This window comes from Nocardia sp. NPDC003345 (assembly GCF_053589395.1).
In genome coordinates, this window is sequence record NZ_JBSFRU010000029.1 from 1 (window position 1) to 25737 (window position 25737).

General features: G+C 70.4%; 27 protein-coding genes. 14 read left to right on the forward strand and 13 right to left on the reverse strand.

Annotated features, from left to right (window positions below; all coding sequences use genetic code 11):
- Nucleotides 1-509 (reverse strand): XdhC family protein (locus ACWDU1_RS05965; protein WP_449996162.1); only part of this gene is annotated, 509 nt, incomplete at its 3' end.
- A gap of 273 nt (nucleotides 510-782) precedes the next feature.
- On the opposite strand from ACWDU1_RS05965, the gene ACWDU1_RS05970 reads away from it, so the two are divergent.
- From ACWDU1_RS05970 to ACWDU1_RS05985, 4 genes are read left to right on the forward strand one after another with little or no spacing between them, the layout of a single operon-like run.
- Complete coding sequence (locus ACWDU1_RS05970) at nucleotides 783-3128, forward strand: xanthine dehydrogenase family protein molybdopterin-binding subunit (RefSeq protein WP_449996163.1); 2346 nt, start codon at nucleotides 783-785, stop codon at nucleotides 3126-3128.
- On the forward strand, nucleotides 3125-4000 hold the full coding sequence (locus tag ACWDU1_RS05975; RefSeq protein ID WP_449996164.1) for an FAD binding domain-containing protein: 876 nt from the start codon (nucleotides 3125-3127) through the stop codon (nucleotides 3998-4000). The genes ACWDU1_RS05970 and ACWDU1_RS05975 overlap by 4 nt, the downstream gene beginning before the upstream one ends.
- The gene (locus ACWDU1_RS05980; RefSeq protein WP_449996165.1) at nucleotides 3993-4493 is read left to right on the forward strand and encodes a (2Fe-2S)-binding protein; all 501 of its coding nucleotides are present in this window, start codon (nucleotides 3993-3995) and stop codon (nucleotides 4491-4493) included. Before ACWDU1_RS05975 ends, ACWDU1_RS05980 begins: the two co-directional genes overlap by 8 nt.
- A 25-nt stretch (nucleotides 4494-4518) precedes the next feature.
- The gene (locus ACWDU1_RS05985; protein ID WP_449996166.1) at nucleotides 4519-5178 is read left to right on the forward strand and encodes an SRPBCC family protein; all 660 of its coding nucleotides are present in this window, start codon (nucleotides 4519-4521) and stop codon (nucleotides 5176-5178) included.
- 69 nt (nucleotides 5179-5247) lie between these two features.
- On the opposite strand, the gene ACWDU1_RS05990 is transcribed toward ACWDU1_RS05985, so the two are convergent.
- The gene (locus ACWDU1_RS05990) at nucleotides 5248-5919 is read right to left on the reverse strand and encodes a DNA alkylation repair protein (protein WP_449996167.1); all 672 of its coding nucleotides are present in this window, start codon (nucleotides 5917-5919) and stop codon (nucleotides 5248-5250) included.
- 132 nt (nucleotides 5920-6051) lie between these two features.
- Between ACWDU1_RS05990 and ACWDU1_RS05995 the strand changes: the two genes are divergently transcribed.
- Both ACWDU1_RS05995 and ACWDU1_RS06000 read left to right on the forward strand, forming a co-directional pair.
- Nucleotides 6052-6375: a DMT family transporter gene (locus ACWDU1_RS05995; protein ID WP_449996168.1), complete on the forward strand. Its 324-nt coding sequence runs from the start codon at nucleotides 6052-6054 to the stop codon at nucleotides 6373-6375.
- The gene (locus ACWDU1_RS06000) at nucleotides 6372-6905 is read left to right on the forward strand and encodes a TetR/AcrR family transcriptional regulator (protein WP_449996169.1); all 534 of its coding nucleotides are present in this window, start codon (nucleotides 6372-6374) and stop codon (nucleotides 6903-6905) included. Before ACWDU1_RS05995 ends, ACWDU1_RS06000 begins: the two co-directional genes overlap by 4 nt.
- A gap of 12 nt (nucleotides 6906-6917) precedes the next feature.
- Here the strand turns inward: ACWDU1_RS06000 and ACWDU1_RS06005 are convergent, their stop codons facing one another.
- From ACWDU1_RS06005 to ACWDU1_RS06035, 7 genes are all read right to left on the reverse strand, one after another.
- On the reverse strand, nucleotides 6918-9017 hold the full coding sequence (locus ACWDU1_RS06005) for a heavy metal translocating P-type ATPase (RefSeq protein ID WP_449996170.1): 2100 nt from the start codon (nucleotides 9015-9017) through the stop codon (nucleotides 6918-6920).
- Between the two features lie 84 nt (nucleotides 9018-9101).
- A complete protein-coding gene (locus ACWDU1_RS06010; protein WP_449996171.1) occupies nucleotides 9102-9728 on the reverse strand; it encodes a DUF305 domain-containing protein in 627 nt (208 codons plus the stop codon).
- Nucleotides 9729-9810: 82 nt separating this feature from the next.
- Nucleotides 9811-10290 (reverse strand): hypothetical protein, encoded by a 480-nt coding sequence (locus tag ACWDU1_RS06015; protein ID WP_449996172.1) that lies wholly within the window; start codon nucleotides 10288-10290, stop codon nucleotides 9811-9813.
- 96 nt (nucleotides 10291-10386) lie between these two features.
- Entirely contained in the window at nucleotides 10387-10698 is a 312-nt protein-coding gene (locus ACWDU1_RS06020) for a hypothetical protein (RefSeq protein ID WP_449996173.1), read from the reverse strand.
- Nucleotides 10699-11109: 411 nt separating this feature from the next.
- Nucleotides 11110-11367: an acyl carrier protein gene (locus ACWDU1_RS06025; protein WP_449996174.1), complete on the reverse strand. Its 258-nt coding sequence runs from the start codon at nucleotides 11365-11367 to the stop codon at nucleotides 11110-11112.
- A 173-nt stretch (nucleotides 11368-11540) separates the two neighbouring features.
- Complete coding sequence (locus ACWDU1_RS06030; RefSeq protein ID WP_449996175.1) at nucleotides 11541-12629, reverse strand: NAD(P)-dependent alcohol dehydrogenase; 1089 nt, start codon at nucleotides 12627-12629, stop codon at nucleotides 11541-11543.
- Between the two features lie 2 nt (nucleotides 12630-12631).
- Entirely contained in the window at nucleotides 12632-13105 is a 474-nt protein-coding gene (locus ACWDU1_RS06035; protein WP_449996176.1) for a DUF4334 domain-containing protein, read from the reverse strand.
- An 83-nt stretch (nucleotides 13106-13188) separates the two neighbouring features.
- On the opposite strand from ACWDU1_RS06035, the gene ACWDU1_RS06040 reads away from it, so the two are divergent.
- Nucleotides 13189-13770 (forward strand): TetR family transcriptional regulator, encoded by a 582-nt coding sequence (locus ACWDU1_RS06040; protein WP_449996177.1) that lies wholly within the window; start codon nucleotides 13189-13191, stop codon nucleotides 13768-13770.
- Between the two features lie 10 nt (nucleotides 13771-13780).
- Here ACWDU1_RS06040 and ACWDU1_RS06045 read toward each other — a convergent pair whose 3' ends face one another.
- Entirely contained in the window at nucleotides 13781-14446 is a 666-nt protein-coding gene (locus ACWDU1_RS06045; RefSeq protein WP_449996178.1) for a TetR/AcrR family transcriptional regulator, read from the reverse strand.
- A 266-nt stretch (nucleotides 14447-14712) separates the two neighbouring features.
- On the opposite strand from ACWDU1_RS06045, the gene ACWDU1_RS06050 reads away from it, so the two are divergent.
- The 4 genes from ACWDU1_RS06050 (at nucleotide 14713) to ACWDU1_RS06065 (ending at nucleotide 19863) form a co-directional block, all read left to right on the forward strand.
- Entirely contained in the window at nucleotides 14713-16086 is a 1374-nt protein-coding gene (locus ACWDU1_RS06050) for an NAD(P)/FAD-dependent oxidoreductase (protein WP_449996179.1), read from the forward strand.
- A gap of 13 nt (nucleotides 16087-16099) precedes the next feature.
- Entirely contained in the window at nucleotides 16100-17902 is a 1803-nt protein-coding gene (locus ACWDU1_RS06055) for a hydroxysqualene dehydroxylase (RefSeq protein ID WP_449996180.1), read from the forward strand.
- Between the two features lie 172 nt (nucleotides 17903-18074).
- Entirely contained in the window at nucleotides 18075-18629 is a 555-nt protein-coding gene (locus ACWDU1_RS06060) for a hypothetical protein (RefSeq protein ID WP_449996181.1), read from the forward strand.
- 247 nt (nucleotides 18630-18876) lie between these two features.
- On the forward strand, nucleotides 18877-19863 hold the full coding sequence (locus ACWDU1_RS06065; protein WP_449996182.1) for a hypothetical protein: 987 nt from the start codon (nucleotides 18877-18879) through the stop codon (nucleotides 19861-19863).
- 20 nt (nucleotides 19864-19883) lie between these two features.
- Here the strand turns inward: ACWDU1_RS06065 and ACWDU1_RS06070 are convergent, their stop codons facing one another.
- A complete protein-coding gene (locus ACWDU1_RS06070) occupies nucleotides 19884-21293 on the reverse strand; it encodes an MFS transporter (RefSeq protein ID WP_449996183.1) in 1410 nt (469 codons plus the stop codon).
- Nucleotides 21294-21518: 225 nt separating this feature from the next.
- Here ACWDU1_RS06070 and ACWDU1_RS06075 point away from each other — a divergent pair, with 225 nt between their 5' ends.
- Together ACWDU1_RS06075 and ACWDU1_RS06080 are read left to right on the forward strand one after the other, a co-directional pair.
- The gene (locus ACWDU1_RS06075) at nucleotides 21519-22037 is read left to right on the forward strand and encodes a DUF3558 family protein (RefSeq protein ID WP_449996184.1); all 519 of its coding nucleotides are present in this window, start codon (nucleotides 21519-21521) and stop codon (nucleotides 22035-22037) included.
- 156 nt (nucleotides 22038-22193) lie between these two features.
- A complete protein-coding gene (locus ACWDU1_RS06080; RefSeq protein WP_449996185.1) occupies nucleotides 22194-23411 on the forward strand; it encodes a PucR family transcriptional regulator in 1218 nt (405 codons plus the stop codon).
- 3 nt (nucleotides 23412-23414) lie between these two features.
- Here the strand turns inward: ACWDU1_RS06080 and ACWDU1_RS06085 are convergent, their stop codons facing one another.
- Nucleotides 23415-23855 carry a hypothetical protein gene (locus ACWDU1_RS06085; protein ID WP_449996186.1) on the reverse strand — a complete coding sequence of 147 codons (441 nt, stop codon included), beginning with the start codon at nucleotides 23853-23855 and terminating at the stop codon, nucleotides 23415-23417.
- 234 nt (nucleotides 23856-24089) lie between these two features.
- On the opposite strand from ACWDU1_RS06085, the gene ACWDU1_RS06090 reads away from it, so the two are divergent.
- Complete coding sequence (locus tag ACWDU1_RS06090) at nucleotides 24090-24863, forward strand: M50 family metallopeptidase (RefSeq protein ID WP_449996187.1); 774 nt, start codon at nucleotides 24090-24092, stop codon at nucleotides 24861-24863.
- A gap of 27 nt (nucleotides 24864-24890) precedes the next feature.
- Here the strand turns inward: ACWDU1_RS06090 and ACWDU1_RS06095 are convergent, their stop codons facing one another.
- Nucleotides 24891-25664, reverse strand: a complete 774-nt coding sequence (locus ACWDU1_RS06095; RefSeq protein ID WP_449996188.1) for a siderophore-interacting protein — start codon at nucleotides 25662-25664, stop codon at nucleotides 24891-24893.
- Nucleotides 25665-25737 lie beyond the last annotated feature (73 nt).

The window sequence follows — 25737 nt, forward strand, 5'->3', positions numbered from 1 at the left end:
CAACCGACCACGCACAGCGCGTCGGCACCGGCGGCGAGCTGCGACCGGGCCCGCCCGACCACCGCCTCCGGCCAATCTCCCCCGGAGGCCGTAACCCCCTCGGGAGCCAGTGCCAGCATCGCCCCGGACCGCAGATCCCGTACCAGCGCGGCGGGTTCGGATGTCCCGAGGGCGGCCGCGAGCACCCGGTGCTGCGCCTCGTCGATCCGCTGGACGAAAACGTCCAGTTCGCCACCGCAGGTGAGGCCTACCGCGAACGCGTCGGAATCGCTGTAGCCGAAGGTCTGCCGGACCGGTTCGCCGGAGTCGAGCACCGCCGTGCACAGGTCGTAGACCGCCGCCTCGACACAGCCGCCCGAGAGACTGCCGCGGACCGTTCCCGAGGCGTCCACGGCCATACTCGCGCCGAGCGGCAACGGCGCGCTGCCCCGGATGCCCACCACGGTGGCCACCGCGCAGCCGATCCTCTCGGCACGCCATCGGGCCAGGTGCGGGGCAAGGTCACGCATGCTCCACCTCCTCGCTGCGGGCGACCGCCGAAACCTCGTACCACATGCGAGAATATCACTTCCGCAAATCGACATTCTAATTCTTGAAGTCGACATATCCTGTATTGACACCGCCCGGACGTCGGTGCTAAACAAGTGCTCAGCATCGGTGGGCGGACCAGGGCGCCCATACCCGGTGCCCGGGAGATCCCGCGAACGGAGGAACGGCCGGATGGGTCGAATCAGGCTGTCTCGCAGCGCCACACACCACGCACCGACGCGACGGAGCCGATCATGAGCACCACCGAGAAGACCACCGTTGTCGGCGCGCGGATACCACGCGTCGAAGATCTGCGCCTGGTGACCGGCGCGGGCACCTTCGTGGACGACGTCACCCGCCCCGGGATGGTCCACGCCTGTTTCGTCCGCAGCCCGCTGGCCCGGGCCCGGATCACCGGGATCGACTACAGCGAGGCCGCCGCCCTCGACGGCGTGGTCGCCGTGTACACCGCCGCGGAACTCAATCCGCTGGTCACCGAGATCTCCTACGCCCTGGATATGCCCGGCTTCCCGGAGGTGTCCCGGCCACCGCTGGCCGAGGGCGAGGTGCGGTTCGTGGGCGATCCGGTGGCCATGGTGGTGGCCGTCGATCGCTATATCGCCGAGGACGCCGCCGAACTCGTACTCGTCGACTACGACCCGCTCGATCCCGTCGTCGACTACGAGACCGCCGCTACCGCGTCCGAACTCGTCCACGCCCAGCACCCCGGCAACTCCGCCGGCGGTATGGCCGGGCGCGCACCGGCCGATCTGGCCCCGGTCCTGGAGGCGGCGCCGCACGTCGTACGGCAGACCATCCACCAGCAGGCCTACGCGCCGGTCCCGCTGGAAACCCGCGGCGTGGTGGCGGAATGGACCGCCCCCACCCGCGAGATGACCATCTGGACCTCCACCCAGTCACCACACGAGGTGCGCGGATTCTGCTCGCGCCTGCTCGGGGTCGACGAACACCGGGTCCGGGTCATCGTCCGCGATACCGGCGGCGGTTTCGGGCAGAAAGTGGCGCCGCAGCGCGAAGAGGCCTGTGTGATGCTCGCCGCGCGGACGCTGCGGCACGCAGTCAAATGGATCGAGGACCGCCAGGAGAGCCTGATGTCGGCCGGTATGGCCCGGCACGAACACGGCGAGGTCGCCATGGCCTTCGACGACGACGGGCATATTCTGGCGGCCACCATCGAGCACGTCCAGAATGTCGGCGCCTACCCGATCCCGTCCCCGCTGACCTCGTCCATCGCGGTCGGGATGCTGTTCCCCGGGCCCTACCGGATTCCCGAGGCGGGATTCAGCACCGCCTCCTTCTATTCGAACACCGTGGGCCGGGTCGCCTATCGCGGGCCGTGGCAGTTCGAATCGGTCTCGCGGGAACTGCTGCTGGACACCGCGGCCCGGCAGCTCGGCCTGGACCCGGTCGAGCTGCGGCGGCGGAATATGCTCGGCCACGGTGATATGCCCGTCGCGAACCCGAACGGTATGCCGTATTCGGACTGCTCGCCCCGGGAGACCTTCGAACAGGCGCTGCAGATCCTCGACTACGACGCCTTCCGCGCCGAGCAGCAGCGGGCGCGGGCCGAGGGACGCTATCTCGGTGTCGGCACCTGCACCTATGTGGAGCCGACCACGGGTAGCACCCCGTTCCTCAGCACCGAGGGCGCGACCATCCGGATCGCCGCGACCGGCAAGGTGAGCGTGTACCTGTCCGGCGGGTCGGCGGGAAACAGCCTGGAGACCACCGCGATCCAGCTCACCGCCGACGCACTCGGCGTCGATATCGAGGATGTGCAGACCCTGCAGGGCGATACCGCGGTGGCGCCCCAGGGTGGCGGCACCAACGGCAGCCGGTCGGGTTCGATGGCCGCGGGTGCCATCCGGCAGACCGCGGCGATCCTGCGCGAACGGATCGTGGCGATCGCGGCGAAACAGCTCGGCGTCGCCGTGGAGGATATCGATTTCGCGCACGGCCGGGCCGGGGTCACCGGTACCGACGCCGCCCTCTCGCTCGCCGAGATCGCCCAGATCGCCTATTACCAGACCGAATTGCTCCCGCCGGGGATCCCGCCGGGGCTGGAGGCCTCCGGCCGCCACCGCGCCGACCAGATGATGATCTGGGCGAACGCCACCCATGTGTGCACCTGCGAGGTGGATATCGAAACCGGCCACGTGCAATTGCTCCGGTTCGTTGTCAGCGAGGACGTCGGGCCGATGATCAATCCGAACGTGGTGGAGGGCCAGATCTACGGCGGCACCGTGCAGGGTATCGGCGGCGCGCTCTACGAGCACCTCGCCTACGACGAGGACGGTAACCCGGTGACGACCACCTTCCTCGACTATCTGATGCCGACCACGACCGAGGTCCCCGAGATCGAACTCGGGCATATCGAGACGCCGAGCACCGGACCGGGCGGTTTCAAGGGCGTCGGCGAGGGCGGCGCGATCGGCGCGACCCCCGCCGTCCTGAACGCCGTCGCCGATGCGCTCGCGCCGTTCGGCGTCCGGATCGACCGGCTCCCCCTGTCCCCCGCCCGCATCGTGGACATGATCGAGGCGGCCCGTGCGAGCGGCAACCCGGAGGTGACCGCATGAAACCCGCCGCCTTCGACTATCACGCCCCCGGCACCGCGGCCGAGGCCGTGGCGCTACTCGCCGAACTGGGTGAGGAGGCGAAGATCCTGGCCGGTGGCCAGAGCCTGGTACCCATGCTGGCGCTGCGGCTCGCGGTCTTCGACCACCTCGTCGATCTGCGCCGGCTCGACGATCTGCGCGGTATCGAGAACCGCGGCGATTCGGTCCGAGTCGGCGCGGGCACTACGCACGCCGCGGTCGGCCGGTCCCCGGAGATCCGCCGGAATGTTCCGCTGCTGCACCGGGCCACCCCGCTGATCGGTCATTTCCAGATCCGCAACCGCGGCACCATCGGCGGCGCGATCGCGCACGCCGACGCCGCCGGTGAATACCCGGTAGTCGCCCTGACGCTCGACGCCCAGATGCATACGCTCTCGCCCCGCGGCGAGCGGAACATCGCGGCGGCGGATTACTTCACCGGGATGTGGAGCACCGCGATGGAGCCCGACGAGTTGCTGACGGGGATCACCTTCCCGGTCTGGCCGGGGCGCAGCGGTTTCGCCATCGAGGAATTCGCCCGCCGCGCCGGTGATTTCGCGATGGCCGGTACCTCGATCGCGGTACGGCTGGACGCCGATTCGCGGATCGAGCGGGTCGCGGTGGGCCTGTTCGGCCTGGCCCCCACTCCGCTGCGGGCGACGGCCATTGAATCGGAACTGATCGGGCGGCCGGTGGCGGAGATCGACGCGACCGAGGTGGGCAGGTCCGCGACCGCGGCGCTGGACTCGATCCCCGCCGATATCCACGGCTCCGCCGCCTACCGGCGCCGGGTCGGGGCGGTCATGGTGGCGCGGGCCTGGACGCGCGCGGTTGAGGAGGCGAGCAATGACTGATATCGAGATCTCGGTGGTCGTGAACGGGGTGAAACGCCGCGACCGGATACCCCCGCGGCTGACCCTCGCGGACTACCTCCGCGAGACCTGCGGCCTCACCGGCACCCATCTCGGCTGCGAGCACGGCGTATGCGGTGCCTGCTCGGTCCTGCTGGACGGGGCCGCCGTCCGGGCCTGCCTGATCTTCGCCGTGCAATCCGACGGCGCGGAGGTCAGGACCGTCGAAGGCCTGGCCGATACCGACGGCACCCTCTCCCCGGTGCAGCAGGCGTTCCGCGACCACCACGGTCTGCAATGTGGTTTCTGCACCCCGGGATTCGTGGTGTCGGCGACCGCTTTCCTCGCGGACAACCCCGACCCCAGTGACGACGAGATCCGGGAAGGGCTGTCCGGCAACATCTGCCGATGCACCGGATACCAGGGCATCATCCGCGCCGTACGCGACGCCGCGACCACCATCACCGCCGAGACCTCCGCGAACCAGCGGACCTGACCGGCACCCGAGCCTAGGACCGCGAATGAAACTAGAGAACACCTTCCAGATTCCGGTGCCCGCCAAGGAAGCATGGCCCGTCCTGCTGGACCTGGAGCGCATCGCGCCGTGCGTCCCCGGCGCCGTGCTCACCTCCCGGGACGGCGACGATTTCCACGGCAAGATCAAGGTCAAACTGGGCCCGGTGGGGCTGACCTACAACGGCATCATCAAAGTCCTCTCGCAGGACGAGGAAGCCGGTGTGGCCGTGCTGGAGGGCGGCGGCCGGGAGACTCGCGGCAACGGCACCGCGAAGGCCGTGATCACCTGCCGGCTCGTGGAGTCCGGCGGTATCACCGATGTCTTCGTCGATACCGATCTGGCCATCACCGGTAAACCGGCCCAGTTCGGCCGCGGCGCCCTCGCGGATGTGGCCGGAAGCCTGATCGGCACCTTCGCCGATAATCTCGCGGCCGAGATCACCTCGTCGGCCGCGGCTCCGGACACCGCGCCGGCGGAGACCGCCGAGACCACCGGACCGGCCCCCTCGACCGTCACCCACATCACGCCACGCCCGGCCGCCGAACCCATCGATCTGATGGCCGCGGCGGGCCTGTCGGCCAACCGCCGGCTGGTGCTCGCGCTCGGCGCGGCGGTGCTGGTGATCCTGGTGCTACTCGGTCGCCGGCGCGGCACGCAGGGATAGCGGTTCACGGCCCCGGCGGGATTCGAGGGTTGTGCCGCCGGGGCCGCGCCAGCGGCGGGCGGGGTTGGCCTATGCGCCCTCGCGGCGCCGCACCATCTCGCTGATCCAGACGGGTGCGAACGGGGATACGCAGCCCTTGGCGGTCGGATAGTCCTCGAGTACTTTCAGGCGCTCGCCGATTCCGATGGCGCGGTCGCGGTGGCCGGCGTGTTCGATGCCGATCTGGGCGAGCGTATGGTTCATCGCCCACTGCAACCGTTGCGGAGCGTCCGCCATCTCCGCTTCGATGGTGTCCAGCAGGCCCGCGAGGTCGAGCTCCCCGGGGTCCTTCGCCACCCGCTCGGTGGTGAGCGCCCATCCGGCGCTCGCCACCACCGGATCCGGGTCGGCGAACCAGGATCGGCGCAGCTCCTCCGCGTGCGGATTCTTCTTCACCACATAATTGACCAGCCAGTCGTGCACCTTGGGGGTGCGCGCGGCGCGCACCATGGCGTCCAGCTCGTCCCGCTCGTATGCCTTGGGACGGCAGATCAGCAACGCCAGCAACCGGGCCGCGGTATCGCCGGTTTCCCAGAGCGCGCGGGCCAGATCCTGCTGCGTCCTCAGTCGTTTTGCCAGGGTTCGGAGGGCACCGAGATTCACACCGTGGTCGTCACCGTGTTTCTCGTTCACCGCCCGTATCCTCGAGTCTTCCAGCGCGGCCAGTTCGGCCAGCACCTCGGCCACATCCGTCACGGCCACCCGGCCCTCCTGTCCTGAGATGTGGGCCCACCCTATGTCCCTCGCCGGGTGAGCCGCCGGACCGCCCCGCACCGACCGTTCCGAGCTGTGTACGTTTGTCCATGGACAAACGTACACATATGGAGGAACGGCATGTCCCTGGTACTACTCGGTGTCGCGATCATCGCCGAGATCATCGGCACGAGCCTGCTGAAGGCGACCGAGGGCTTCACCAGGCTCTGGCCCACGGTGGCCTCGCTCTCGGCGTATGCGGTGGCGTTCATCGCCCTCGCCCAGGCGATCGCGCGCGGTATGAACGTCGGCTTCGCCTACGCGCTGTGGTCCGGCCTGGGGACCACGATCATCGTGCTGATCGGCGCGCTGTTCCTGGGCGAATCACTCGGCCCCGCCAAGATCCTCGGTGTGGCGCTCGTGGTCGCCGGTGTGGTCACCCTCAACCTGGCGGGCGCGCATTGACACCGCGGGACCCGCACCGCCGCCAGCGCATTCTGGACGCCGCCCGCGAGCTCATCCCCCGGGAGGGCCTGGCCGGGCTGACGCACCGCGCGGTCGCGGCCGCCGCGGGTGTACCGGTCGGGTCCACGACCTACTACTTCGCCGATCTCACCGAACTCGTCGAAGCCGCCCTCGCCGACAGTGCGGCGGCCACTCGCGCCGCCCTCGCCGGATGGGCCGCGGAACTGGAACGCGGCCACGATCTGCCCGCCGACCTGGCCGGCCTCACCGCCGCCTGTCTCGCCGAACCGGAACAGACCCTCACCGTCAACGAGCTCTACCTCGCCGCCACCCGGCATCCGGAGCTCCGGCCGCTGGCGCGCGTCTGGTTCGACGGTCTGGTGCAGATTCTCACGCCGTATGCCGGTCCCGCGGCCGCGCGGGCGGTGGCGATATTCCTCGACGGCGCCCTGCTGCACGCCCTGTCGAGCGATTCCCCCCTGCACGCCGAGGATCTGATCGCGCCCATCGCCGCCCTGACCGGACGGTAACCGCGCCCGGACTCATCCGGCGGTCGTCGCGACCGGCGGTTCCCGGCGCCCGAGGACCGCTTCCGGACGCAGGTCCACTCCGCGCAGCAACTGAGCGTTGAGCGCCACCACCACCGTGGAACCCGACATCAGGAGCGCGCCGACCTCCATCGGCAGCGTGATATTCCACGGCGCCAGCACACCGGCGGCCAGCGGGACCGCGACGATGTTGTATCCCGCCGCCCAAACCAGGTTCTGGATCATCTTGCGGTAGGTGGCCCGCGACAACGCCATGACCGACAGGACCGCCCGGGGATCGTCGCCTGCCAGGACCACTCCCGCCGACGCGATCGCCACATCGGTGCCGGCGCCGATGGCGATACCCACATCGGCACGGGCCAGCGCGGGCGCGTCGTTCACGCCGTCGCCGACCATCGCCACGGTGCGCCCGGCGGCCTGCAACCGCGCGACCTTCTCACCCTTGTCCTCGGGAAGTACCCCGGCGAACACCTCGTCGATTCCGAGCCGGGCGGCGACCGACCGGGCCACGGGTTCGGCGTCACCGGTGATCATCGCGACATGCACACCGCGCGCGTGCAGGGCCGCGACCGCCTCGGCCGATTCCGGCCTGATCTCGTCGGCGGCGGCGAGCGCCCCCACGACCACGCCGTCGCGCACGATATGCAGCACGGTCGATCCCTCGGCCGCCCAGCGCGCGCTCTCGGGCAGCGGGCCGGCCCCGTACTCCGCCAGCATGCCGGGCCCGCCCACGCCGACCGTCGCCGAATCCACCGTCGCGGTGACGCCGATCCCGTTGCGGGCGGTGAAATCGTGAGCGGCGGGGACCGCGAGCCCACGCCGGGCCGCCGCCTCGACGACGGCCCGGCCGAGCGGATGTTCACTGTCGCCTTCGACGGCGGCGGCCAGCGCCACCACCTCGTCCGGCCCGAGGCCGGCGGTTCCGGCCACTGCCACCACCGCGGGTTCGCCCTTCGTGAGGGTGCCGGTCTTGTCGAACAGGACCGCGTCGACCGTGCGCATCGCTTCCAGCGCCCGCCGGTCGGTGACGAGCACCCCGGCCCGCGCCGCCCGTTCGGTCGCCAGCGCGACGACCAGCGGGATGGCCAGCCCGAGGGCGTGCGGGCAGGCGATCACGAGCACAGTGATGGTGCGCGTCACCGCGGAATCCGGCTGCCCGAGCAGCAGCCACACCACCGCGGTCAGCACCGCCGCGCCGGCGGCGAACCAGAACAGCAGACCCGCGGCGCGGTCGGCGAGCACCTGGGCCCGGGAGGTGGAGTCCTGCGCCTCCCGCACCAGTCGCTGGATACCGGCGAGCGCGGTATCGGCGCCCACCGCCGTGATCCGGACCCGCAGCGCCGAATCGGTGCTGACCGTTCCCGCGACCACCCGGTCGCCGGGCGACCGGCGCACCGGCCGTGATTCCCCGGTGATCATGGATTCGTCCATATCGGCCGTACCGGATTCGACGGTCCCATCGGCGGGGACCCGGCCACCGGGGCGCACGATCACCAGATCGCCGGACTCCAGCTCACCCGCCGCGACGGTCACCGGCCGGCCACCGGTTATCCGTTCCGCCTCGTCCGGCAGCAATGCCGCCAGCGATTCGAGCGCGTTCGAGGCCTGACCCAGCGACCGCATCTCGAGCCAGTGCCCGAGCAGCATGATGACGATGAGCAGGGCCAGTTCCCACCAGAAATCGAGATCGTGGGCGAGGATGCCGAGCGAGGCGCCCCAGGAGGAAAGGAAGGCCACCGTGATCGCCGAGGCGATGAGCAGCATCATGCCCGGCCGGCGGGCCCGGATCTCGGTGACCGCACCGGTGAGGAACGGGCGCCCGCCCCAGCCGTACATCACCGTCCCGAGCACCGGCGATACCCAGGCCAGCGCATCGGGCACCGTGTAGCCGACCAGATCGGCGAACATCATATCGGCGGCCACCACCGGGATCGCGAGAACCAGCATCACCCAGAACAGGCGCCGGAAAACCGCCGCGTGGTCGCCGTGACCGGCGTGCGGGCCGGAGTGGTCGCCCGCGTCCGGTGCCCCTCCGTGATGGGCATGCCCGGCGGTCGCGCCGGACCCGGTGCCGTGTGCGTGGTCGGTGGCCATACCCCGAATATATACCCCTGACGGGTATACACCAGGGGTCCGGAACCCGGATCGCGCCGGTACACGATCCGGGTTCCGCGAGCATCAGCCCTGCAGCATCGCCTGCATCTGCTGGATCTCGGCCTGCTGGGTATCGATGATCTCCTGGGCCATCGTCCGGGCCTCGCCGAATTCACCCTCGGCCAGTTCGGTGCGCGCCATCTGTACCGCGCCCTCGTGATGCGCGATCATCATCTCCAGCCACATCCGGTCGAACTCGGTGCCGGTGGCGGATTCGAGTTGCGCCATCTGCGCGTCGGTCATCATGCCCGGCATCGAACCGTGGTCCATCCCCGCATGCCCGCCCGGTTCGGGCACCGCGGCACCCCACGCCTCCAGCCAGCCCGTCATCGCGGTGATCTCCGGGTCCTGTGCCTGCCGCACACCGGCGGCCAGATCGATCAGCGCGGGGTTGTCCGAGCGGTCCGGCACGAGGGCGGCCATCGCCACCGCCTGGCGGTGATGCGGAATCATCTCCTGGGCGAAACGGATATCGGCCTGGTTGTGCTCCCCCTCGGCCGCATCCGCCGGCGCGGATCCCGGTGCGGCCGCAACACTCGCCGGGGTGGATCGGTGACCGTTGTGGTCGTCGGCGTCATCGCCACAACCGGCCAGTACGGCGGCCGAGGTGAGTAGCGCGAGGACGGCGGCGGTCGGCTTTGTTCTGATCATGTCTGTGCTCCTGGAATTCGGATCGTCCGCGGATGTCGAGGCGGCACCGCGACCCGGAGAACCCGGGCCCGGCGGCCGTCCGTCACAACCGCAGGACACCCAGAGCGGCCAGGCGCACAGCCGTGGCGGGCGGCGGCGGACGCGCGAAGGTCGCGACGCCGCGGATACCTGCGCCCGCTCCGGCGACCGCACCGGGCCGCCATCGACCGAGCAGAGCCGGCACCGTCGCCAGCGCGGCCAGCGCGATGAGGATCGCCAGGCACAGATGCAGCAGATCGTGTCCGGCCCCGTGATCGGCCGGAGCAGTGTCACCGGGCGGATGCGCCGGTGCGTCGTGGCCGGGCAACTCCGGCAGCGATATCCCGGAACAGCACGAATCGTCGACCCCGGCGTGGGAATGGTCCACACTCGCGACGACCCGCTCCGGCGCGTGGTGACCGGACGGCGGGGCCGACGCGGTGTGATCGGGCCCACCGGCGAGATGATGCATGCCCAGTACGGCCATCACCAGGATGGCCGGCAGCAGTGAGCGCAACCACGCTCCCGTGGTACCGGAACGCATATCGGCGAATGTAGCACCGGCCCGATCCCGGCCCGCCGGGACCGGCGGCGCCGCCATCACACGGCGGTCGCACCGGTCCCGGCCGTGGGCGGGGGTTCAGCCACCCATGATCGCGTTCATGATCGTGCCCGCACTGGTCGCCACCGCACCGCCGACCATCGCGCCGGCGATCTGCTTCGGTGCGGTGAGGGTGCCGCCGTTCCACTTCTCCCAGGCGAACTTGCCGCCGCCGAAGACGATCGAGGTGACTCCGGACAGCAGGACGAACCAGGTGAGATAGCTGGTCATCTGGGTGATCTTGTCCGACAGCGGTGGTGCTTCCGGGCTGGGATTGCCGACCTGGGCGAGCACCCGGTACTCGTGCAGTGCCGGAAGGCCGTCGTGCAGTGCGGTGAGGATCATGCTCATTGTGGTCGTGCCCCTCTCGGATACCGGTATACGCGGTGGCGGCGGATGCCATTTCCGTAAAGCCGAACCCGACCGGTTATTGAAGCGCAATCGCGGGCACAATGGTGTGAGACTCACCGAAAAGTTCTGTTCAGAGCCGAAAATGACGGCGTGTCGCGAGCGCGACACGCGCCGGTTCGGAATTTCCGGCATCCGCCCGGCATCCGGCGTCCGGTCCGGACCGGTTCCCGCAGCGACGGATCATCCGGTCACCGCCCCGTCACAACACACCGACGGCTCCATCACACGCCCCGCGCGCCGCCGGCCTCGGATCCCCACCGCGCCGGCGTCGTGGTACCCGACGGTGTTCCGCACCGGCGAAAACCGATCAGGCGCCCGGCCCGATCCCCTACCGGCTGCCCACCGGCCCGCTCACGAAGTGGAACGGACCGGTGCCGGGGGAACGCCCAGCAGGTCCATCAATTCACCGAAGGTCCGGGCCGCCGCGGCCTCCCGCTCGGAGACCTCGGCACCGTATTTCTTCTCCGCCAGCACGATCAGGGACAGCACGGTCAGGGAATCCACTTCGAGGTCACCGAGGGTGGCGCCGGCCGGGATCTCGTCCAGTTCCAGCCCGGTGTGGGTGCGCAGGAATTCCGCGATGTACTCGCGAATCGGGATCTCGGACATGACGATCGGCACCTCTCCGGCGGACCGGGCCCGCGCGCGTCGCCGGACCACATCGGGACACGGGCCAGCCTACCCCGGCGATATGGCACCGGAATGAGCTCGATGTGAACGGATCCCGCTCGATCCGGCCACCCGGGCGGGGACCGGGCAGTCCACAGCGGCTCCCTCCCGGCTCACCAGGTGAGCACCGGCTTGATCACCGTGCCGGCGCGCTGGGCCGCCAGGGCGGCGGCGATATCGGTATGCGGGAAACGGGTCACCAACCGATCCACCGGCAGCAGACCGCGGCCGTACAGATCCAGCAGGTGCGGAATGAAGGCCTTCGGCTCCGCGTCGCCCTCCAGGCAGCCCCGGACCGATTTGCCCTGTAAGACCATCTCCCGCACATCGATCGGCGGAACCCCGGCGCCCAGGCCCACCGCGACCACCGTCCCACCGATATCCAGCGCGGCGAACGCGGCGCCGAGCACCGCCGCCACCCCGGTCGTATCCACCGCGTGGGCCGGGCCCCCGCCGGTGAGATCACGTATCGCGGTGACGGTATCGCCCTCGCCCGGGTCCACGACCGCGTCGGCGCCCAGCTCTCGCGCCAGATCGCGGCGCGCCCCCGCGGTTTCCACCACGACCGTGCGCACCCCGGGGATCGTCCGCGCGGCCAGCAGCGCGGCGGAACCGACCGCGCCGGCCCCGTAGACCGCCAGCCAGGACCCCGCGGCCGGGCGCAGAACGTTCAGCACCGCGCCCGCGCCCGTCTGGAACCCACAGCCGAAGGCGGCCGCGACGGCGGGATCCACGGCGGGATCGACCACCACCGTATTGTCCTCGGTCGCCAGCGCGTAGCCGGCGAAACTGGACTGCCCGAAGAAGCCGTCGCGCACCGGGGCGCCGCCGGCCGTGATGCGCACCGACTTGTCCGCCCGGCGGCCGAAATGGTTGAGCGCCGTGGAGTTCCGGCAATACGCCGGACGCCCGGCCGCGCAGTTGGGGCACGCACCGCAGCGCCGGAAGGTCAGCACGACATGATCACCGGGGGCGACCGAGGTCACCGCGGCCCCGACCGTCTCCACGACCCCCGCGCCCTCGTGCCCCAGCAGGATCGGGCGGTCGGCCTTGCCCAGCGCCCGGTTCACCAGGTCGGTATGGCAGATACCGGCGGCGACGACGCGGACCAGGATCTCGTCGTCGCGCGGCGCGTCGAGTTCGATCGGCTCGACCGAGAACGGCGCCGACGCCTCGCGGGACAGTACCGCGGTGGTCCGCATCCTCAGACCCGTTCCAGCAGGAAGTAGAAGTACTGCCCGTCCGCGAGGACCAGTTCCGGCCGTCCGTTCATGATGCCCATGAGCGTGGTGTCGTCGAGCCATTTGAAATGGTCGAATACGGCACGCCCGTCGTAGACCATGGTCGCGGTCACCTCGCCGCGGAACTCGATGTTCCACAGCGTGGCCTCGCCCTGGCCGAGTTCGACATTCGAGAACAGCGTGCCGTCCTCCGCCCGGCAGATCAGCGGTTTGGCGTCGTCGAGCGCGTGAAAGGTCTTGCCGTACCAGCGGCTCTTGGGCAGCGCGCGGCACAGCGGGTGCCCGGTCTGGAAGGCAGCACCGCGCCAGGCGCCGAGGATCTCCTCGGCGCGGGCGGGTCGCAGCCGCGCCCAGAGGTCGTCCAATTCGCCGGCCGAGACGCCCTCGGCCTGCTCCCGCAACTGTTGCCACCGGGGTGTGTCCGCGCTCATGTTCATCCCATCGACGGATTCGGCGAACCATTTGGTTCGGCAACGACCATAGTTCCGAACCATCCGGTTCGGCAAGATAGGATTCCGGTATGCGTGCGGCAGGCCAGGCGACCCGGGAGCGGATTCTCGCGGCGGCCAAGGCGGAGTTCGCCGAATACGGAACGGCGGGCGCGCGGATCAACCGCATCGCCGCCGCCGCGCACGCCAGCAAGGACCGTCTCTACGCCTACTTCCCGGGGAAATCCGAACTGTACGCCGCGGTCACCGAACAGTGGACCGCCCAGACCACCGCGCAGACCCGGCTGCGAGCCGAGGATCTGCCCGGCTATGTCGGGCGCCTCTTCGATCACTTCCTCGAACATCCGGAGAACGCCCGCCTCCAGGCCTGGGCCGATCTGGAACCGGCCGACGAACACATCGAGGGGGTACTGCGCCGCACCGTCGACCCCAAACTCGCCGAGATCCGCCGGGGCCAGCGGGACGGGATCGTCACCGCCGATATCGCCGCACCGACACTGTTGCGCATGCTCACGGAACTGGCCCGCACCACCGCCGTGCACGCCGCACAGGGCCCGGACCGGCGAATTCCCGGTCAGCGCGCCGCGGTGGTGCTGGCCGCGCGCCGCCTGGCCGTTCCGGTCGCGACGGACGCGCCGGCCGCCGGCCGCTGACCGGCGCGGGTCAGGCCGTCGGGGAACCGCCCGCCCCGGCGGGCGCGTCGCCGTAGACGACCAGCCAGATCGATCGGCCCAGCGCGGCCGCCAGTTCGTCGTCGCCGATCCCGGTGTGCACCGCGAACGCCGTGGTGATGGAACGCTCGACCATCGCGGCCAGCACCAGCGCAGTGGCGGCGGGATCCAGATCCGCGGCGATCCGGCCCGCGGCGCGGTCGGCCTCGAGCCGGATCCGCACCAGATCCACGAAGGTGGCCACGCGACCCCGCCAGTAGGCTCCGACATCCCGGTCGTAGGCGGCGACCTCGCTCAGCGCCAGCAGTAGATAGCGATGCCGGCGGAAACCCTCGATCATCGCGCTCATCGCGCGACGCACCCCGGCCTCCCGATCGGTGTGCTCGGCCCCCCACCAGCGTTCGGCGGCGGCGAAGAGATCGGCGGTGGCGAGTTCGGCCATCCGGATGAGCAACCGGCTCTTGTCCGGGAAATACCGGTAGAACGTCGAGCGGGCCACCTGGGCGGCCGCGGCGATCTTCTGCACCGCGATCTCGGTGAAGGGGGTGCCGTCGGCCAGCAGTTCCTCCACCGCGCGCAGCACCCGGCGCTCGAACTCGGCACGCCGGTCCTCATCGGGTTTCCGGGCCGGTTTCGGGGCCCGGGTCAGCGAGGGCATCGGACACTCACCACTAGGCCGGGCCGCGACGACAGATATCGGCTCACTGGGTCCATGCCGCCATTGTGCCCGTCCAGGGGCCTTCGCCGCCCGGTACGTCCACCTTCCCGGCCCTCACCCCCGCCAACGCGCGCGGATGGCCGCCGTCGCCGCCGTCGCCGGAAGACTGTGCGGGACAGTGCGGCTCGGATGGTTGACATTCGATGCGGCAGACCGCACCATCGATCGGACACAGTGTCCGATACTCGATGACCGAGGCGGTTCGTATGACTGACTCCGACCGCACGGTCGAACAGGTGGACGCCGTCGTGGTCGGCGCCCGCTGCGCCGGATCGGCCGTGGCCACGACGCTGGCCCGGGCGGGTCACCGGGTCGTCGCGCTGGACTCCGCCCGATTCCCCTCCGACACCCTGTCCACCCATCTGCTGTGGCCGGCCGGAGTCGCCGAACTGTCCCGGCTGGGTGCGCTGGAGGCCGTAACGGAACTGGGCGCACCCCGGCTCACCCACGCGTTCGCATCCGGTGGCGGGCATACGATCGCCACCCCGTTTCCGGAGGTGGACGGTATCGACTACACCCTCTGCGTCCGGCGCACCGGACTCGACCGCGCCCTGGTGGATACCGCCCGCGCGGCCGGCGCCGAGATCCGGGAGCAGAGCCGGGTGACCGAGCTCGTCTGGGACGGTGACCGCTGCGCGGGGGTCCGCTACCGCGACACCGACGGGAAGACCACCGAGATCCGGGCCGCGCTGGTGGTCGGGGCGGACGGCCGCCGCAGCACGGTGGCGAAACTCGTGGACGCCGAGAACCCTTACGAATCCGAGCCCAGTGGTCGCGACTGCTATTTCGCGTACTGGCGCGACGAGCATCCCGACTGGCGTGCCACCGCCGCCCAGTGGCGCGAGGGACCGGATCTCGGTACCGCGTTCCCGTGTGACGACGGCCTGCTGCTGTGCCTGGTCCAGCCCCCCGCCGAGGCGGGCGCGCTGCGTCCCGGGGACGCCGAACGCCGATATGCCGCGGCCATCGACCGCATCCCGGCCCTGCGGGCGCGATTACGCGGGTGCGAACAGGCCACCCGGGTGCGGTCGGCGACCGGGATCGTCTCCTATTTCCGGCGCGCGAGCGGTCCCGGCTGGGCGCTGCCCGGCGATGCGGGTCACTTCAAGGATCCGGTCACCGCTCAGGGCATCCGCGACGCGCTGCGCTACGGCCGTCACCTCGCCGAATCGGTCACCGCGGTCCTGCACGATCCGGGCGCGCTGGACCGGGCCCTCACCGCCTGGGACCGGCAGCGGGTACTGGAGTGCCGGGAGATCTACCACTGGACCAACCGGCTCGCCCGGGGTACCACGATGAGCCCGCTCGAGGTGGAGCTGTATCGCGCCGCGACCGCCGATCCCGACCTCGCCGCGATCACGACCGGGATCTTCTCCCGGACCCGCCGGCCCGCCGAACTCTACAGCCCGGCCCGGATGGCGCGACTCACCGCCGGCGCCCTCTGGCATCACCGCACCGATCCACGCCCGGTACTGCGCGATATCGCGCACGAGATCGCCACCACGGCCCGGGAATTCCACACCTCCTGCACCGCCTTGCGCGGGACCCCGTCCGCCGCTCCACCGTCCACCACCGTTTGACCAGGAGATCACCATGTCGGATCAGCTGCCGAAGAAGTCAGCCTCGATCGACCGCCGCACCGCGCTACGCGGCGCCCTCGCCGGCGCCGCGATTCTCGCGGCCGGCGCGACCACGGGCGGTGCCGCCGCCGCGGCGCCCGCGCGGCACCGCACCCCCGGCCTACGCACCGGGGGCAAGGACGTGGCGATCTTCGGCGGCGGGATGGCGGGTCTGTCGGCCGCGCACGAACTGTGCGAACGCGGTTTCCGCGTCACCGTCTACGAACCGGCCTATCTCGGCGGCAAGGCGCGCAGTATGGGCGTGCCCGGTACCGGCGCCGGCGGCCGGGCGGATCTGCCGGGCGAACACGGGTTCCGCTTCTTCCCCGGCTGCTACCAGAACGTCCCCGACACCATGAGCCGGATTCCGTTTCCCGGCAACCCCAACGGCGTCCGCGACAATCTGATCCGGGTGGAGGGCACGGTGGCGGGATTCCGCGACCGGCCGCCCATCTTCGCCCCCGTGGAACTCGGCGCCATCGATCAGCTCACCCCGGACCGCCTGCAGAACAGCATCATCGGGGCCTTCGGTTTCATCCCGGAACTCCCGCCACACGAGCTGGCCTTCTTCGCCAAGCAGATGGTCATGTGGTTCACCTCCAGTACCGAGCGCCGGTTCGGCCAGTGGGAGTACCAGACCTGGGAACAGATCATGCGGGCCGAGGGTAAATCCCACGCCTACCGCTCCTATCTCGTGAACGCGCTCACCCGGATCACCGTGGCCGCGAAGCCCCATCTCAGTTCGGCACGAACCATCGGCACCATCGGCGAGGCGCTGGTCCTCGCCGGGTCGGGCGTGGTCCCGGAGTTCTCCGGCGGAGTCGACCGGATCCTGAACCGGCCCACCAACGCGGCCTGGATCGACCCGTGGGTGGCGTATCTGCGGTCGCGGGGCGTGCAATTCGTCATGGGTGCGGGCGCGAGCGGACTGTCGTACTCCGGCGGCCGGATCGATTCGGCGACCGTCACCGACGGTCAGGGCGCGACGAATACCGTGATCGCCGACTACTACGTCTGCGCCATGCCGGTCGAGAAGACGGTGCCGCTGCTCGGCGACCAGATCCTGGCCGCCGACCCGCATCTGGCCGGGATGCGGGAACTCATGACCGACTGGATGGTCGGCATCCAGTACTACCTGCGCCGGCCCACCGAGATCCCGGAGGGCCATATCGCCGCGCTGGGTTCGCCCTGGGCGCTCACCGGCCTGCGGCAGGCGCCGATGTGGGTCGGTGACTTCCCGGCCCAGTACGGCGACGGATCGGTCCAGGAGTGCTTCTCGGTCGATATCTCCGATTGGGACACCCCCGGAATCATTCATCGGCGGCCGGCCAAACAGTGCAGTGCGCAGGAGATCGCCACGGAGGTGTGGGCACAGCTGAAACTGTGGCTGAACACCAACACCGGCTGGTTGCGCGACGAGGATATCCACTCCTGGCATCTGGACCCCGGCATCACCTGGTCGGGCGGCGCCACCCACAACGCGACACCGCTGCTCGTCAACACCGTGGGGTCCTACGACAACCGGCCCGAGGCCCGCTGCGCGGTCCCGAATCTGTTCTTCGGTGGCGATCACGTCCGCAGCCATATCGATCTGGCCACGATGGAGGGCGCGAACGAATCCGGGCGCGCGGCGGCCAATGCCATCATCGACGCCGCGGACGATCCGGCACCGTACGCGCCGGTGTTCCCGCTGGTGGCACTGCCCGCCTTCGACGCCGCGAAGAAGCTCGACGCGGACCGCTTCCGGGCCGGACTCCCCCATATCCTGGATATCTAGCGGCATCCGGGCGTGCCATCAGGCGGGCACGGCGGCGGATTGCCGGATATACGGCAATCCGCCGAAAGCATTGTCGGTCCGATTATGTTCCGTGAGAATGGGTTCCGGGCCGAAATCCGGCTTCCTGGGGAACCGCCGGCGCCCCGCGCCGGCAGATCGAGTGGGGAACATCATGAGAATCGAGCACATAGCGGCCACGGCACTGATCTCCATCGGCGCCCTCGGCGTGGCCACGGGCACCGCCGCGGCCGATGCACCGACCGCGGCGGATATCGCGGTCCGCGGAAGCGAGCAGGGGGTCGGCTACGTGGTCGCGCCGAACGAGAGCGGGACCGCCGTCGCCACCACCCTCGACGCCGGTAGCTTCCGGCCGACGGCGGACGGCGCGGCGGTCATCCTGGCCGACGCGTCCGGCCGGACCCTGACCACCCTCCCGCTGGGACTCGCCGCCGCGGGGCAGACCGCACCGCTGGCCGCCGATATCTCCGCCGACGGCCGCACGCTGACCCTGACGCCGGGCGCGTCCACAGCGGCGAGCGATCATGTGGCCGAACTGGTCGCCGACCCGGGCATCGAGGCCCGCAAGATGCACAACGCCGGAATCGGCGCCCTGATCGGCGGCGGGATCGGCGCGGTACTGGGCTTCTTCCTGGGCGGCGTCGGCGCGTTGATCACCATCCCGATCGGCGCGGGTGTGGGCGCGCTGATCGGCTATTCCACTCCGTAACAACCGGATCCCGCCCCGAGCCGGGCCGCGGTCGGGACTCGTGGTCCACGCGGCGTTCCGATTCTGCTTGCGGCACTGGGGATCCACGCTTCGGTGAACCGCTCCGCGACGAGGTCGCGGAGCGGTTTTCTGTCGGACCCCCACCGTAGAATCATGCAGGTAGGACACAGTCGGAGGGTAGGTCGCGGCCGGGGCGGACCGGTCGCGGCGCACCGCTCTCCGGCGTTTCGGAACCGGGGGTTCTGTGATGAGTGAATTCGGGAACGAACGACTGCTGCCGCCGCGCCGGCACGGAACATCGTGGCGCGAATCGGAATACCGGGCCGTCGCCTCGGAACTGCGCTCCGGCGCCCGGCCCGACGATATCGCCGCCGAACTCGGCCGTACACCGTCGGCGCTGCAGGCCGCACTACGCAACTTCATCCCGCCGGAGGAGAAGGTGCGGGCCGGCGAGCGGGCGGGCTGGATCCGCGACCGGATGGCCGCCGATCCGGAATGGGACTGGTGGGCGGTGGTTCTGGACCGGCATCTGCACGGTCCGTCCATTCTCTGGCTCACCGAGCACGAACATATCGCGCGCACCGCTTGGCGCGAACGCACGCCCATGCCGGTGCTCGCGCAGCGGCTGGGCACCGCCGAGATCGAGGTCGCGGGATTCCTGCGGGCACTCGGCCTGGCGGAGAGCCTCGCCGATGTCGCCGACCGCCTGGGCGCGACACCGGGCCAGGCCCTGGCCAAACGGGTCAACGCGGCCCGCGACCAGGATGCCTCCGCCCACTGGATCCTGGTGGTCGACGGTGCCGCGGGGACCGTCCGGCCGCGGCGCTCCCCGGTGCCGCGACACGTCTCGGTACACGAGAGCCGGGCCGCCGCCGAGGCCGGTCGGGACCGGGTGTTGCGCTGGCATCACCGCACCTCCGGGGACAGTTCGTCCCCGGTCTGGTGGACCATCGCCCAGCGCGGCGTCGGCGATACCGCGGGCCGCACCTATTGCGGTGTCGACGGGCCGGCGCCGCTCACCGAGAGCGGTATGCGCGCCGACGAGCTCGCCGTGGGCGACCGGATCCGGATCGCCGGTTCCGACGGGATCCCACTGGAGGCGCTGGTCGAATCGGTCGATTGCCGCGGTGAGGTCGTGGTGGCCGACCTCGGCCCGGTGGGCGAATCCCGGGTCCACCAGGTGATCGAATTCGAGGCCGCGGAGCGGGTGGAAGTGCTGCGCGGGGCGCGGTAACCGGACGCGCCGCCGGGTCGCTATCGGCTGCCGGTGCGGCCCGGCATGAGCGCGCTCGCGCCGACCATCACCACGGTCATCGCGGCCACCGCCACGAATACCAGATGCACGCCGTCGGCGAGCGTTTCCGGCGACGGCGTGCCGGTATCACCGATGCGGGAGTTCACCAGGGCGCCGAATATCGCCACCCCCACGGCGCTACCGATGGACCGGGCGAACATATTGGCCGAGGTCACCACCCCGCGTTCGCTCCAGGTGGCCTCGGTCTGCGCCGCGATCAGCGTCGGACTCGCCACCAGGCCCATGCCCAGACCGACCGCGAAACAGGTCGCGGCGATCTGCGCGATCGTCGATTCCGGGCCGATGAACAGCGCGGCCACCGTACCCAGTACCGCGGTGGCGCTGCCCAGCACGGCGGTGCTGCGGAATCCGATTCGCAGGTACACCCGGCCGGACAGCGAGGCCGAGATGGGCCAGCCGAGCGTCAAGGCGCCCACGGTGAGCCCGCCGACCAGCGCGCTCGCGCCGAGGACGCCCTGGGTGAAGGTCGGAACATAGCTGGTCAGACCGAGCAGCAGCGCCCCGACCAGTAGTGATATCGCCGAACTGGCGACCACGACGCGTCGGCCGAACAACCACGGCGGCAGGATCGGATCGGCCGCCCGCCGTTCCACGAAGACGAACAACAGCAGTACGGCACCGCCGCCGGCGAAGATGGCGATACCGGTGGGTGAAGCCCAGGCCCAGGCCCGGCCGCCCTCCAGCAGCCCGAGGATCAGCGCACCCGCGCCCGCCGTCAGCAGGATCGCGCCGAGTACGTCGATGCGCCGGCGGTGCCGGGGCGCGGTCTCGGTGAAATGCCGCCACACCATCCAGCCGGCCCAGGCCGCCAGTGGCAGATTGATCAGGAAGATCCAGCGCCAGCCGAGGTAGTCGGCGAACAGTCCGCCCAGCAGCGGCCCGGCGACCGAGGAGACGGCCCAGACGCCGGCCAGATAGCCCTGTACCTTGGCGCGTTCGGTGAGTGAGTAGAGATCCCCGGCGATGGTCATCGTCATCGGCTGGATGGCGCCCGCCCCGATCCCCTGGACCGCCCGGAATACGATCAGGGCGAGCATGCTGCCCGCGAGCCCGCACAGCAGCGAGCCGACGGCGAAGACCGCGATCCCGAAGAGGATCACCGGTTTGCGGCCGACCATATCGGCGACCTTGCCGTAGATCGGCACGGTGACCGCCTGGGCCAGCAGATAGATGGAGAACAGCCACGGGAACTGGGCGAACCCACCGAGGCTCGCGGTGATCGACAGCACGGCGGTCGCGATGATCGTCGAGTCCAGCGCCACCAGCGCGGTGGCCAGCATCAGCGAGCCGAGAACCGCACCCCGCTCGGAGCGGAGCCCGACGGCGGCCTTCGTTGTTTCCGCGACCACCCGCGACCCCTTTTCCTCGACCGGGACAGACCAACGTGCCCGCCGGGCCACGCTATTCCCGCCCGGCCCCCGCCGCCCTCCGGTTTCCCACATGATGGGACAGGCGTTCGGGCCATCCCGGCCGGGCCCCGGGTGTTGTGCCCGGTGGCAGACCGGCCGCACGGCCGCTGTGAGCAGGCACAGACCGGCTGTGGCACCGCGAAATCCGCGGTTAGCATGCGCCGCATGAGATCTCCCGGACGCCACCGCCGCACACCGTTCCCGATCCGGCCGGCCCTGGTGGTTCTCGCGGCCGTCCTCGCCGCCACCGGCTGCGAAACGGGCGAATCCACCGGACCCGCGGCCGGGTGGGATCCCTGCGGCCTGCCCGCCGACCTGATCACCGAGGCCGGATTCCTCCCCGGGTCGGGGCGCAGTGATGTCGCCGCCGAGCAGGGCTGGACGGGCTGCGGGTGGAGTAGCGCCGACGCCGCGCTACGGGTCTGGTTCGCGGACGAGGGCTCGCCCGGCGAGATCGCGGGCGCGCAGGACACCAGGACCGATCTGGCGATCGGCGACCGGACCGGCACGCGCCTGTCCCCGGGAGCCGTGGCGACCGCGCCGATCTGCACGATTGTCCTGCCGACCGCCGCCGGCGGGATCGTCCGCGTCCGCGTGGACAGCTCGCCGGCAGGTTCGGGGCCGGGCGCGTGCGCCCGGGCCGAGCGCACGGTAACCGCTCTTGCGTCGGCACTGCCCCGGTGACCCGGCCGACCGTAGAGCGCACCACTGTGACCAGTCACAACGTGGATCGGCCCCACTTCGGGGTGATCCAGCCGAGTTCGTAAAGCGGCCCACAGCCCGAAACCTGATCGTTACTGTGGAGCCCAGTTTCGCCACCCGGGGGTAGAAGGAGTCAGCATGACCGCCGATGCGACCAGAACCAAGCTGACGCTATCCGGCCAACCCATGTCCGCCCCGCTACAGGATGTACGCAAACTGTCGCGGCGGATGGTCGGCCATTTCGTCGAGAACGTCGTGCCGTGCGGCACCCTGCCCGGTGACGCCATCTACGGGGATGTCACCACCATCACCCGCACCTGCCTGGAACTGGCCGTCAGCATGCTCGACGGAAAGGACATCCCCGAGAAGACCCGAAGACTCGAGAACGCCGCCGCCGGATGGGCGCGGGAGGGTGTGCCCATCGACACCATCCACCACGCCGTGCACGAGGGCTTCCGCCTCGGCTTGGACCTGGTCGTCTCGAACGCGACGGTCACCGACTACTCGGCCCTGGTCGACGGGGCCAAGCTCGTGGTGGAGATGCTCGACAAGATGACCGTCTGCATCTCGATGGCCTACGTCCGCGAACTGCGGTCGGTGGTGAGCGAGCATCACACCGCGGTGCATACGCTCACCTCGGCCCTGCTGGGCGGGCACAGCACCTCCACCATGGCCCGGGAATGCGGTATCGAGATCGCGCCCGCGTATTCCGTACTCGCGGTGGCCATCCCGGCCCACCCCGACGAATCCGTCGCCGCCCTGGACGGCAAAGTGGTGGCGCGGCGCAAACTGCGCCGGGTCCAGGCCGAGCTGGCCACCCGCTGTGAGGACGCGGCCCTGTCGCTGCTGAGCGTGGACGGCGGCACGGTGCTGCTGCCCGCCGGGGTGATCGCCGTCGGCGAACTCGACGAACTGCTGGCGCAGTTGTCCCGGGCCGCGCAGGTGCCGATCAGCGCCGCCGTCGTCGAGGCGCCGACCGCGGAGGTGCCCTCGGCCGCCGATCAGGCGCACGAACTACTGGATATGGTCCAGCGCCTGGACTCCGTGCCGGGCCTGTACCGATTCGACGATATGGCGCTGGAATACCAGCTGACCCGCCCCGGGCCGGGCCGCGAATACCTCGGCTCGCTGCTCGATCCCCTCGACGATCATCCGGAACTGCTGGAAACGTTGCAGCGCCACATCAGCAACAATCTCAATCGCCAGCGCACCGCGCGGCTCATGCATATTCACACCAACACCATCGACTACCGGCTCAAGCGGGTCGCCCAGCTCACCGGATTCGATCCCACGCAACCCTCGGGCCTGTGGTATCTGCGGTCCGCGCTGGTCGCGCGCAGCTATCGGGCGAGCTGAACGTCAGGCCGGTCCCCGGCCCGCACGCACCTGCGCCACGTACGCCCGGGAGACCGCGGCGGTCAGCGTATCGAGGACATCGGCGACGAAGCAGCCGTCCGACCCCTCGGCGCGGCCGGAGCCCGGCCGCAGGCCCAGCCCGTTCTTGACGCCCTCGTGTAACGCGTGCTGGATGACCTCGAGCGGCACATCCTCCCGCGCCCACCGGGCGGCGGCGAGCTCGAGCCGGGCCAGCACCTGCTGCCCGGACGGATCGGAATCGTCGAGCAATGCCAGGGCCAGGCCCAGGCCCACCCGGAAAGCCGTGCCGAAGTCCGCGCCCGGGAGCTCCGCCGACCCGGCCGGGCCGGCCGACCAGATACGCAGCAACTCGTCCGGTCCCGGGACCTCGAAAGCCTCCGCGGGGTGTCCGGATTCGGGGTCGAACTGGCCACTCGTGCACATACGTGCTCCTTCCACCGGAGACCGACAGCGATATGGACAAACGTACAATTGCCCGCCCCGGGCGGTAGCACACAACGTTCGGACTTCGGGTCGGCTCGGAACGCGGGTCGGCAAAGATAGTGAGACGTCCCATCAACAGATACCGGCGGCGGTGCCCGCGCCCGGATATTCGCACCCGGGCCATCCCCGCCGGACGCCGCGCGCCCGCACACCGCGTCCGGTTATGGTGCGGCGGTGGATACCGGTGATCTGATAGACCGCAGCGGCTCGATCGCGGAGCGGCTCACGACGACCCAGGCGGCGCCGCCCTCGTGGCTGGTGCTCGCCACCGCGGTGGCTGCCCTGGTTCTGGTGACCTACCGCCCGCTGTGGCGTCTCACCCGCAATATCGTCACCATCGCCCACGAGGGCGGCCACGCGCTGGTCGCCCTGCTCAGCGGTCGCCGGCTGACCGCGATCACACTGCATTCGGATACCTCCGGCCTGACCGTATCCAGCGGTAAGCCCTACGGGCTCGGGATGATCGCGACCGCACTGGCCGGATATCCGGCGCCGCCACTGGTCGGACTGGGTTTCGCCGCACTACTGGGTGCCGGGCGCATCACCTTGATGCTGTGGATCGCGATCGCCGCGCTGGCCGTGATGCTGGTGATGATCCGGAATGTGTACGGCGTGATCTCCGTGGTGTCCACGGGCGCCCTGGTTTTCGTGGTGTCGTGGTTCGGTTCCGACGCGTTGCAGGCGGGATTCGCCTATCTGGCGACCTGGCTGCTGCTGCTGGCCGGTAGCCGGCCGGTACTGGAATTGCAGCGCACCCGGTCCAGGATGCGGGACGGCACCACCGATGCCGACCAACTCGCGCGGCTGACCCGGCTCCCCGGGCTGCTGTGGGTCGCGGTGTTCCTGGCCGTGGCGCTCGGCGCGCTGGTCGCGGGCGCGGCACTGCTGCTCTCGGCGACGGCCGGAATCTGCCTGCCGGTGCCCAACGGCGCCGACTGCCCGGCCTGACCCCGCCGCCGCGACGGCCGAGACGTCTCAGGCGGTCTCGGCCTCGGCGAGCTCCTTCTTCCAGACCCGGAAGCCCTCTTCGGTGCGTCCCCGCCGCCAGTACCCGGAGATCGAGGCGAATTCCGCCGTGACGCCGCGTTCCCGGCGGATATAGGGCCGCAGATTGTGCATGACCGCCTGCGCTTCGCCGTGGATGAAGACCTGGGCCCGGCCGGGCAGCCACGGCGCGGATTTCACGGCGCCGATGAGCGGGGCGTTGTCACCGGCGCGTTCGTCACCGACCTCGTGCGCGGCGCCGCCGCGATGGATCCAGGTGACCTCGACCAGCGCCTTGGAGGTGAACACGATCTCATCGGCGGCGTCGGCGACCTCGATGAACACCTTGGCGGGCGCACCTTCGGGCAGCGCCTCCACCGCGGCGGAGATCGCGGGCAGGGCGGCCTCGTCACCGGCCAGCAGATGCCAATCGGCGTCGGCTCGCGGTGCGTAGGCGCCGCCGGGCCCGAAGAACGTGACCCGCTCGCCCGGCCGGACCGCCGCGGCCCACGGCCCCGCGATGCCCTCGTCGCCGTGCACCACGAAGTCGATGGCGATCTCACGGGCCGCGGTATCCACCGAGCGGACCGTGTAGGTGCGCATGACCTCACCGTCGGGCCGGTCGAAGAGCAGTTTCACGTAGGCGTCGGTGAACTCGCTGATATCGAAATCACCGAATCCGGGGTCGCCCAGATACACCCGCACGATATGCGGGCTCAACCACTCGGTCCGGGCGACCGTCATGGTCGTACGCTTCCTGGCCATCCGTTCTCCTCCGTATTAGGTATACCTAAGCAAACGTACCAGCCCTGTCGGAGCCGCTGTGTAGCATCCGTCT

Coding starts and splice junctions, on each gene's coding strand:
- ACWDU1_RS06020 (WP_449996173.1), bottom strand. CDS start 10,698: ATGAGCATGATCCTCACCGCACTGCACGACGGCCTTCCGGCACTGCAC.
- ACWDU1_RS06045 (WP_449996178.1), bottom strand. CDS start 14,446: ATGCCCTCGCTGACCCGGGCCCCGAAACCGGCCCGGAAACCCGATGAG.
- ACWDU1_RS06040 (WP_449996177.1), top strand. CDS start 13,189: ATGCGTGCGGCAGGCCAGGCGACCCGGGAGCGGATTCTCGCGGCGGCC.
- ACWDU1_RS06065 (WP_449996182.1), top strand. CDS start 18,877: ATGAGTGAATTCGGGAACGAACGACTGCTGCCGCCGCGCCGGCACGGA.
- ACWDU1_RS05985 (WP_449996166.1), top strand. CDS start 4,519: ATGAAACTAGAGAACACCTTCCAGATTCCGGTGCCCGCCAAGGAAGCA.
- ACWDU1_RS06080 (WP_449996185.1), top strand. CDS start 22,194: ATGACCGCCGATGCGACCAGAACCAAGCTGACGCTATCCGGCCAACCC.
- ACWDU1_RS06035 (WP_449996176.1), bottom strand. CDS start 13,105: ATGAACATGAGCGCGGACACACCCCGGTGGCAACAGTTGCGGGAGCAG.
- ACWDU1_RS06075 (WP_449996184.1), top strand. CDS start 21,519: ATGAGATCTCCCGGACGCCACCGCCGCACACCGTTCCCGATCCGGCCG.
- ACWDU1_RS06060 (WP_449996181.1), top strand. CDS start 18,075: ATGAGAATCGAGCACATAGCGGCCACGGCACTGATCTCCATCGGCGCC.
- ACWDU1_RS06050 (WP_449996179.1), top strand. CDS start 14,713: ATGACTGACTCCGACCGCACGGTCGAACAGGTGGACGCCGTCGTGGTC.
- ACWDU1_RS06055 (WP_449996180.1), top strand. CDS start 16,100: ATGTCGGATCAGCTGCCGAAGAAGTCAGCCTCGATCGACCGCCGCACC.
- ACWDU1_RS06085 (WP_449996186.1), bottom strand. CDS start 23,855: ATGTGCACGAGTGGCCAGTTCGACCCCGAATCCGGACACCCCGCGGAG.
- ACWDU1_RS06095 (WP_449996188.1), bottom strand. CDS start 25,664: ATGGCCAGGAAGCGTACGACCATGACGGTCGCCCGGACCGAGTGGTTG.
- ACWDU1_RS06010 (WP_449996171.1), bottom strand. CDS start 9,728: ATGATCAGAACAAAGCCGACCGCCGCCGTCCTCGCGCTACTCACCTCG.
- ACWDU1_RS06005 (WP_449996170.1), bottom strand. CDS start 9,017: ATGGCCACCGACCACGCACACGGCACCGGGTCCGGCGCGACCGCCGGG.
- ACWDU1_RS06030 (WP_449996175.1), bottom strand. CDS start 12,629: ATGCGGACCACCGCGGTACTGTCCCGCGAGGCGTCGGCGCCGTTCTCG.
- ACWDU1_RS05980 (WP_449996165.1), top strand. CDS start 3,993: ATGACTGATATCGAGATCTCGGTGGTCGTGAACGGGGTGAAACGCCGC.
- ACWDU1_RS05970 (WP_449996163.1), top strand. CDS start 783: ATGAGCACCACCGAGAAGACCACCGTTGTCGGCGCGCGGATACCACGC.
- ACWDU1_RS05995 (WP_449996168.1), top strand. CDS start 6,052: ATGTCCCTGGTACTACTCGGTGTCGCGATCATCGCCGAGATCATCGGC.
- ACWDU1_RS05975 (WP_449996164.1), top strand. CDS start 3,125: ATGAAACCCGCCGCCTTCGACTATCACGCCCCCGGCACCGCGGCCGAG.
- ACWDU1_RS06015 (WP_449996172.1), bottom strand. CDS start 10,290: ATGCGTTCCGGTACCACGGGAGCGTGGTTGCGCTCACTGCTGCCGGCC.
- ACWDU1_RS06025 (WP_449996174.1), bottom strand. CDS start 11,367: ATGTCCGAGATCCCGATTCGCGAGTACATCGCGGAATTCCTGCGCACC.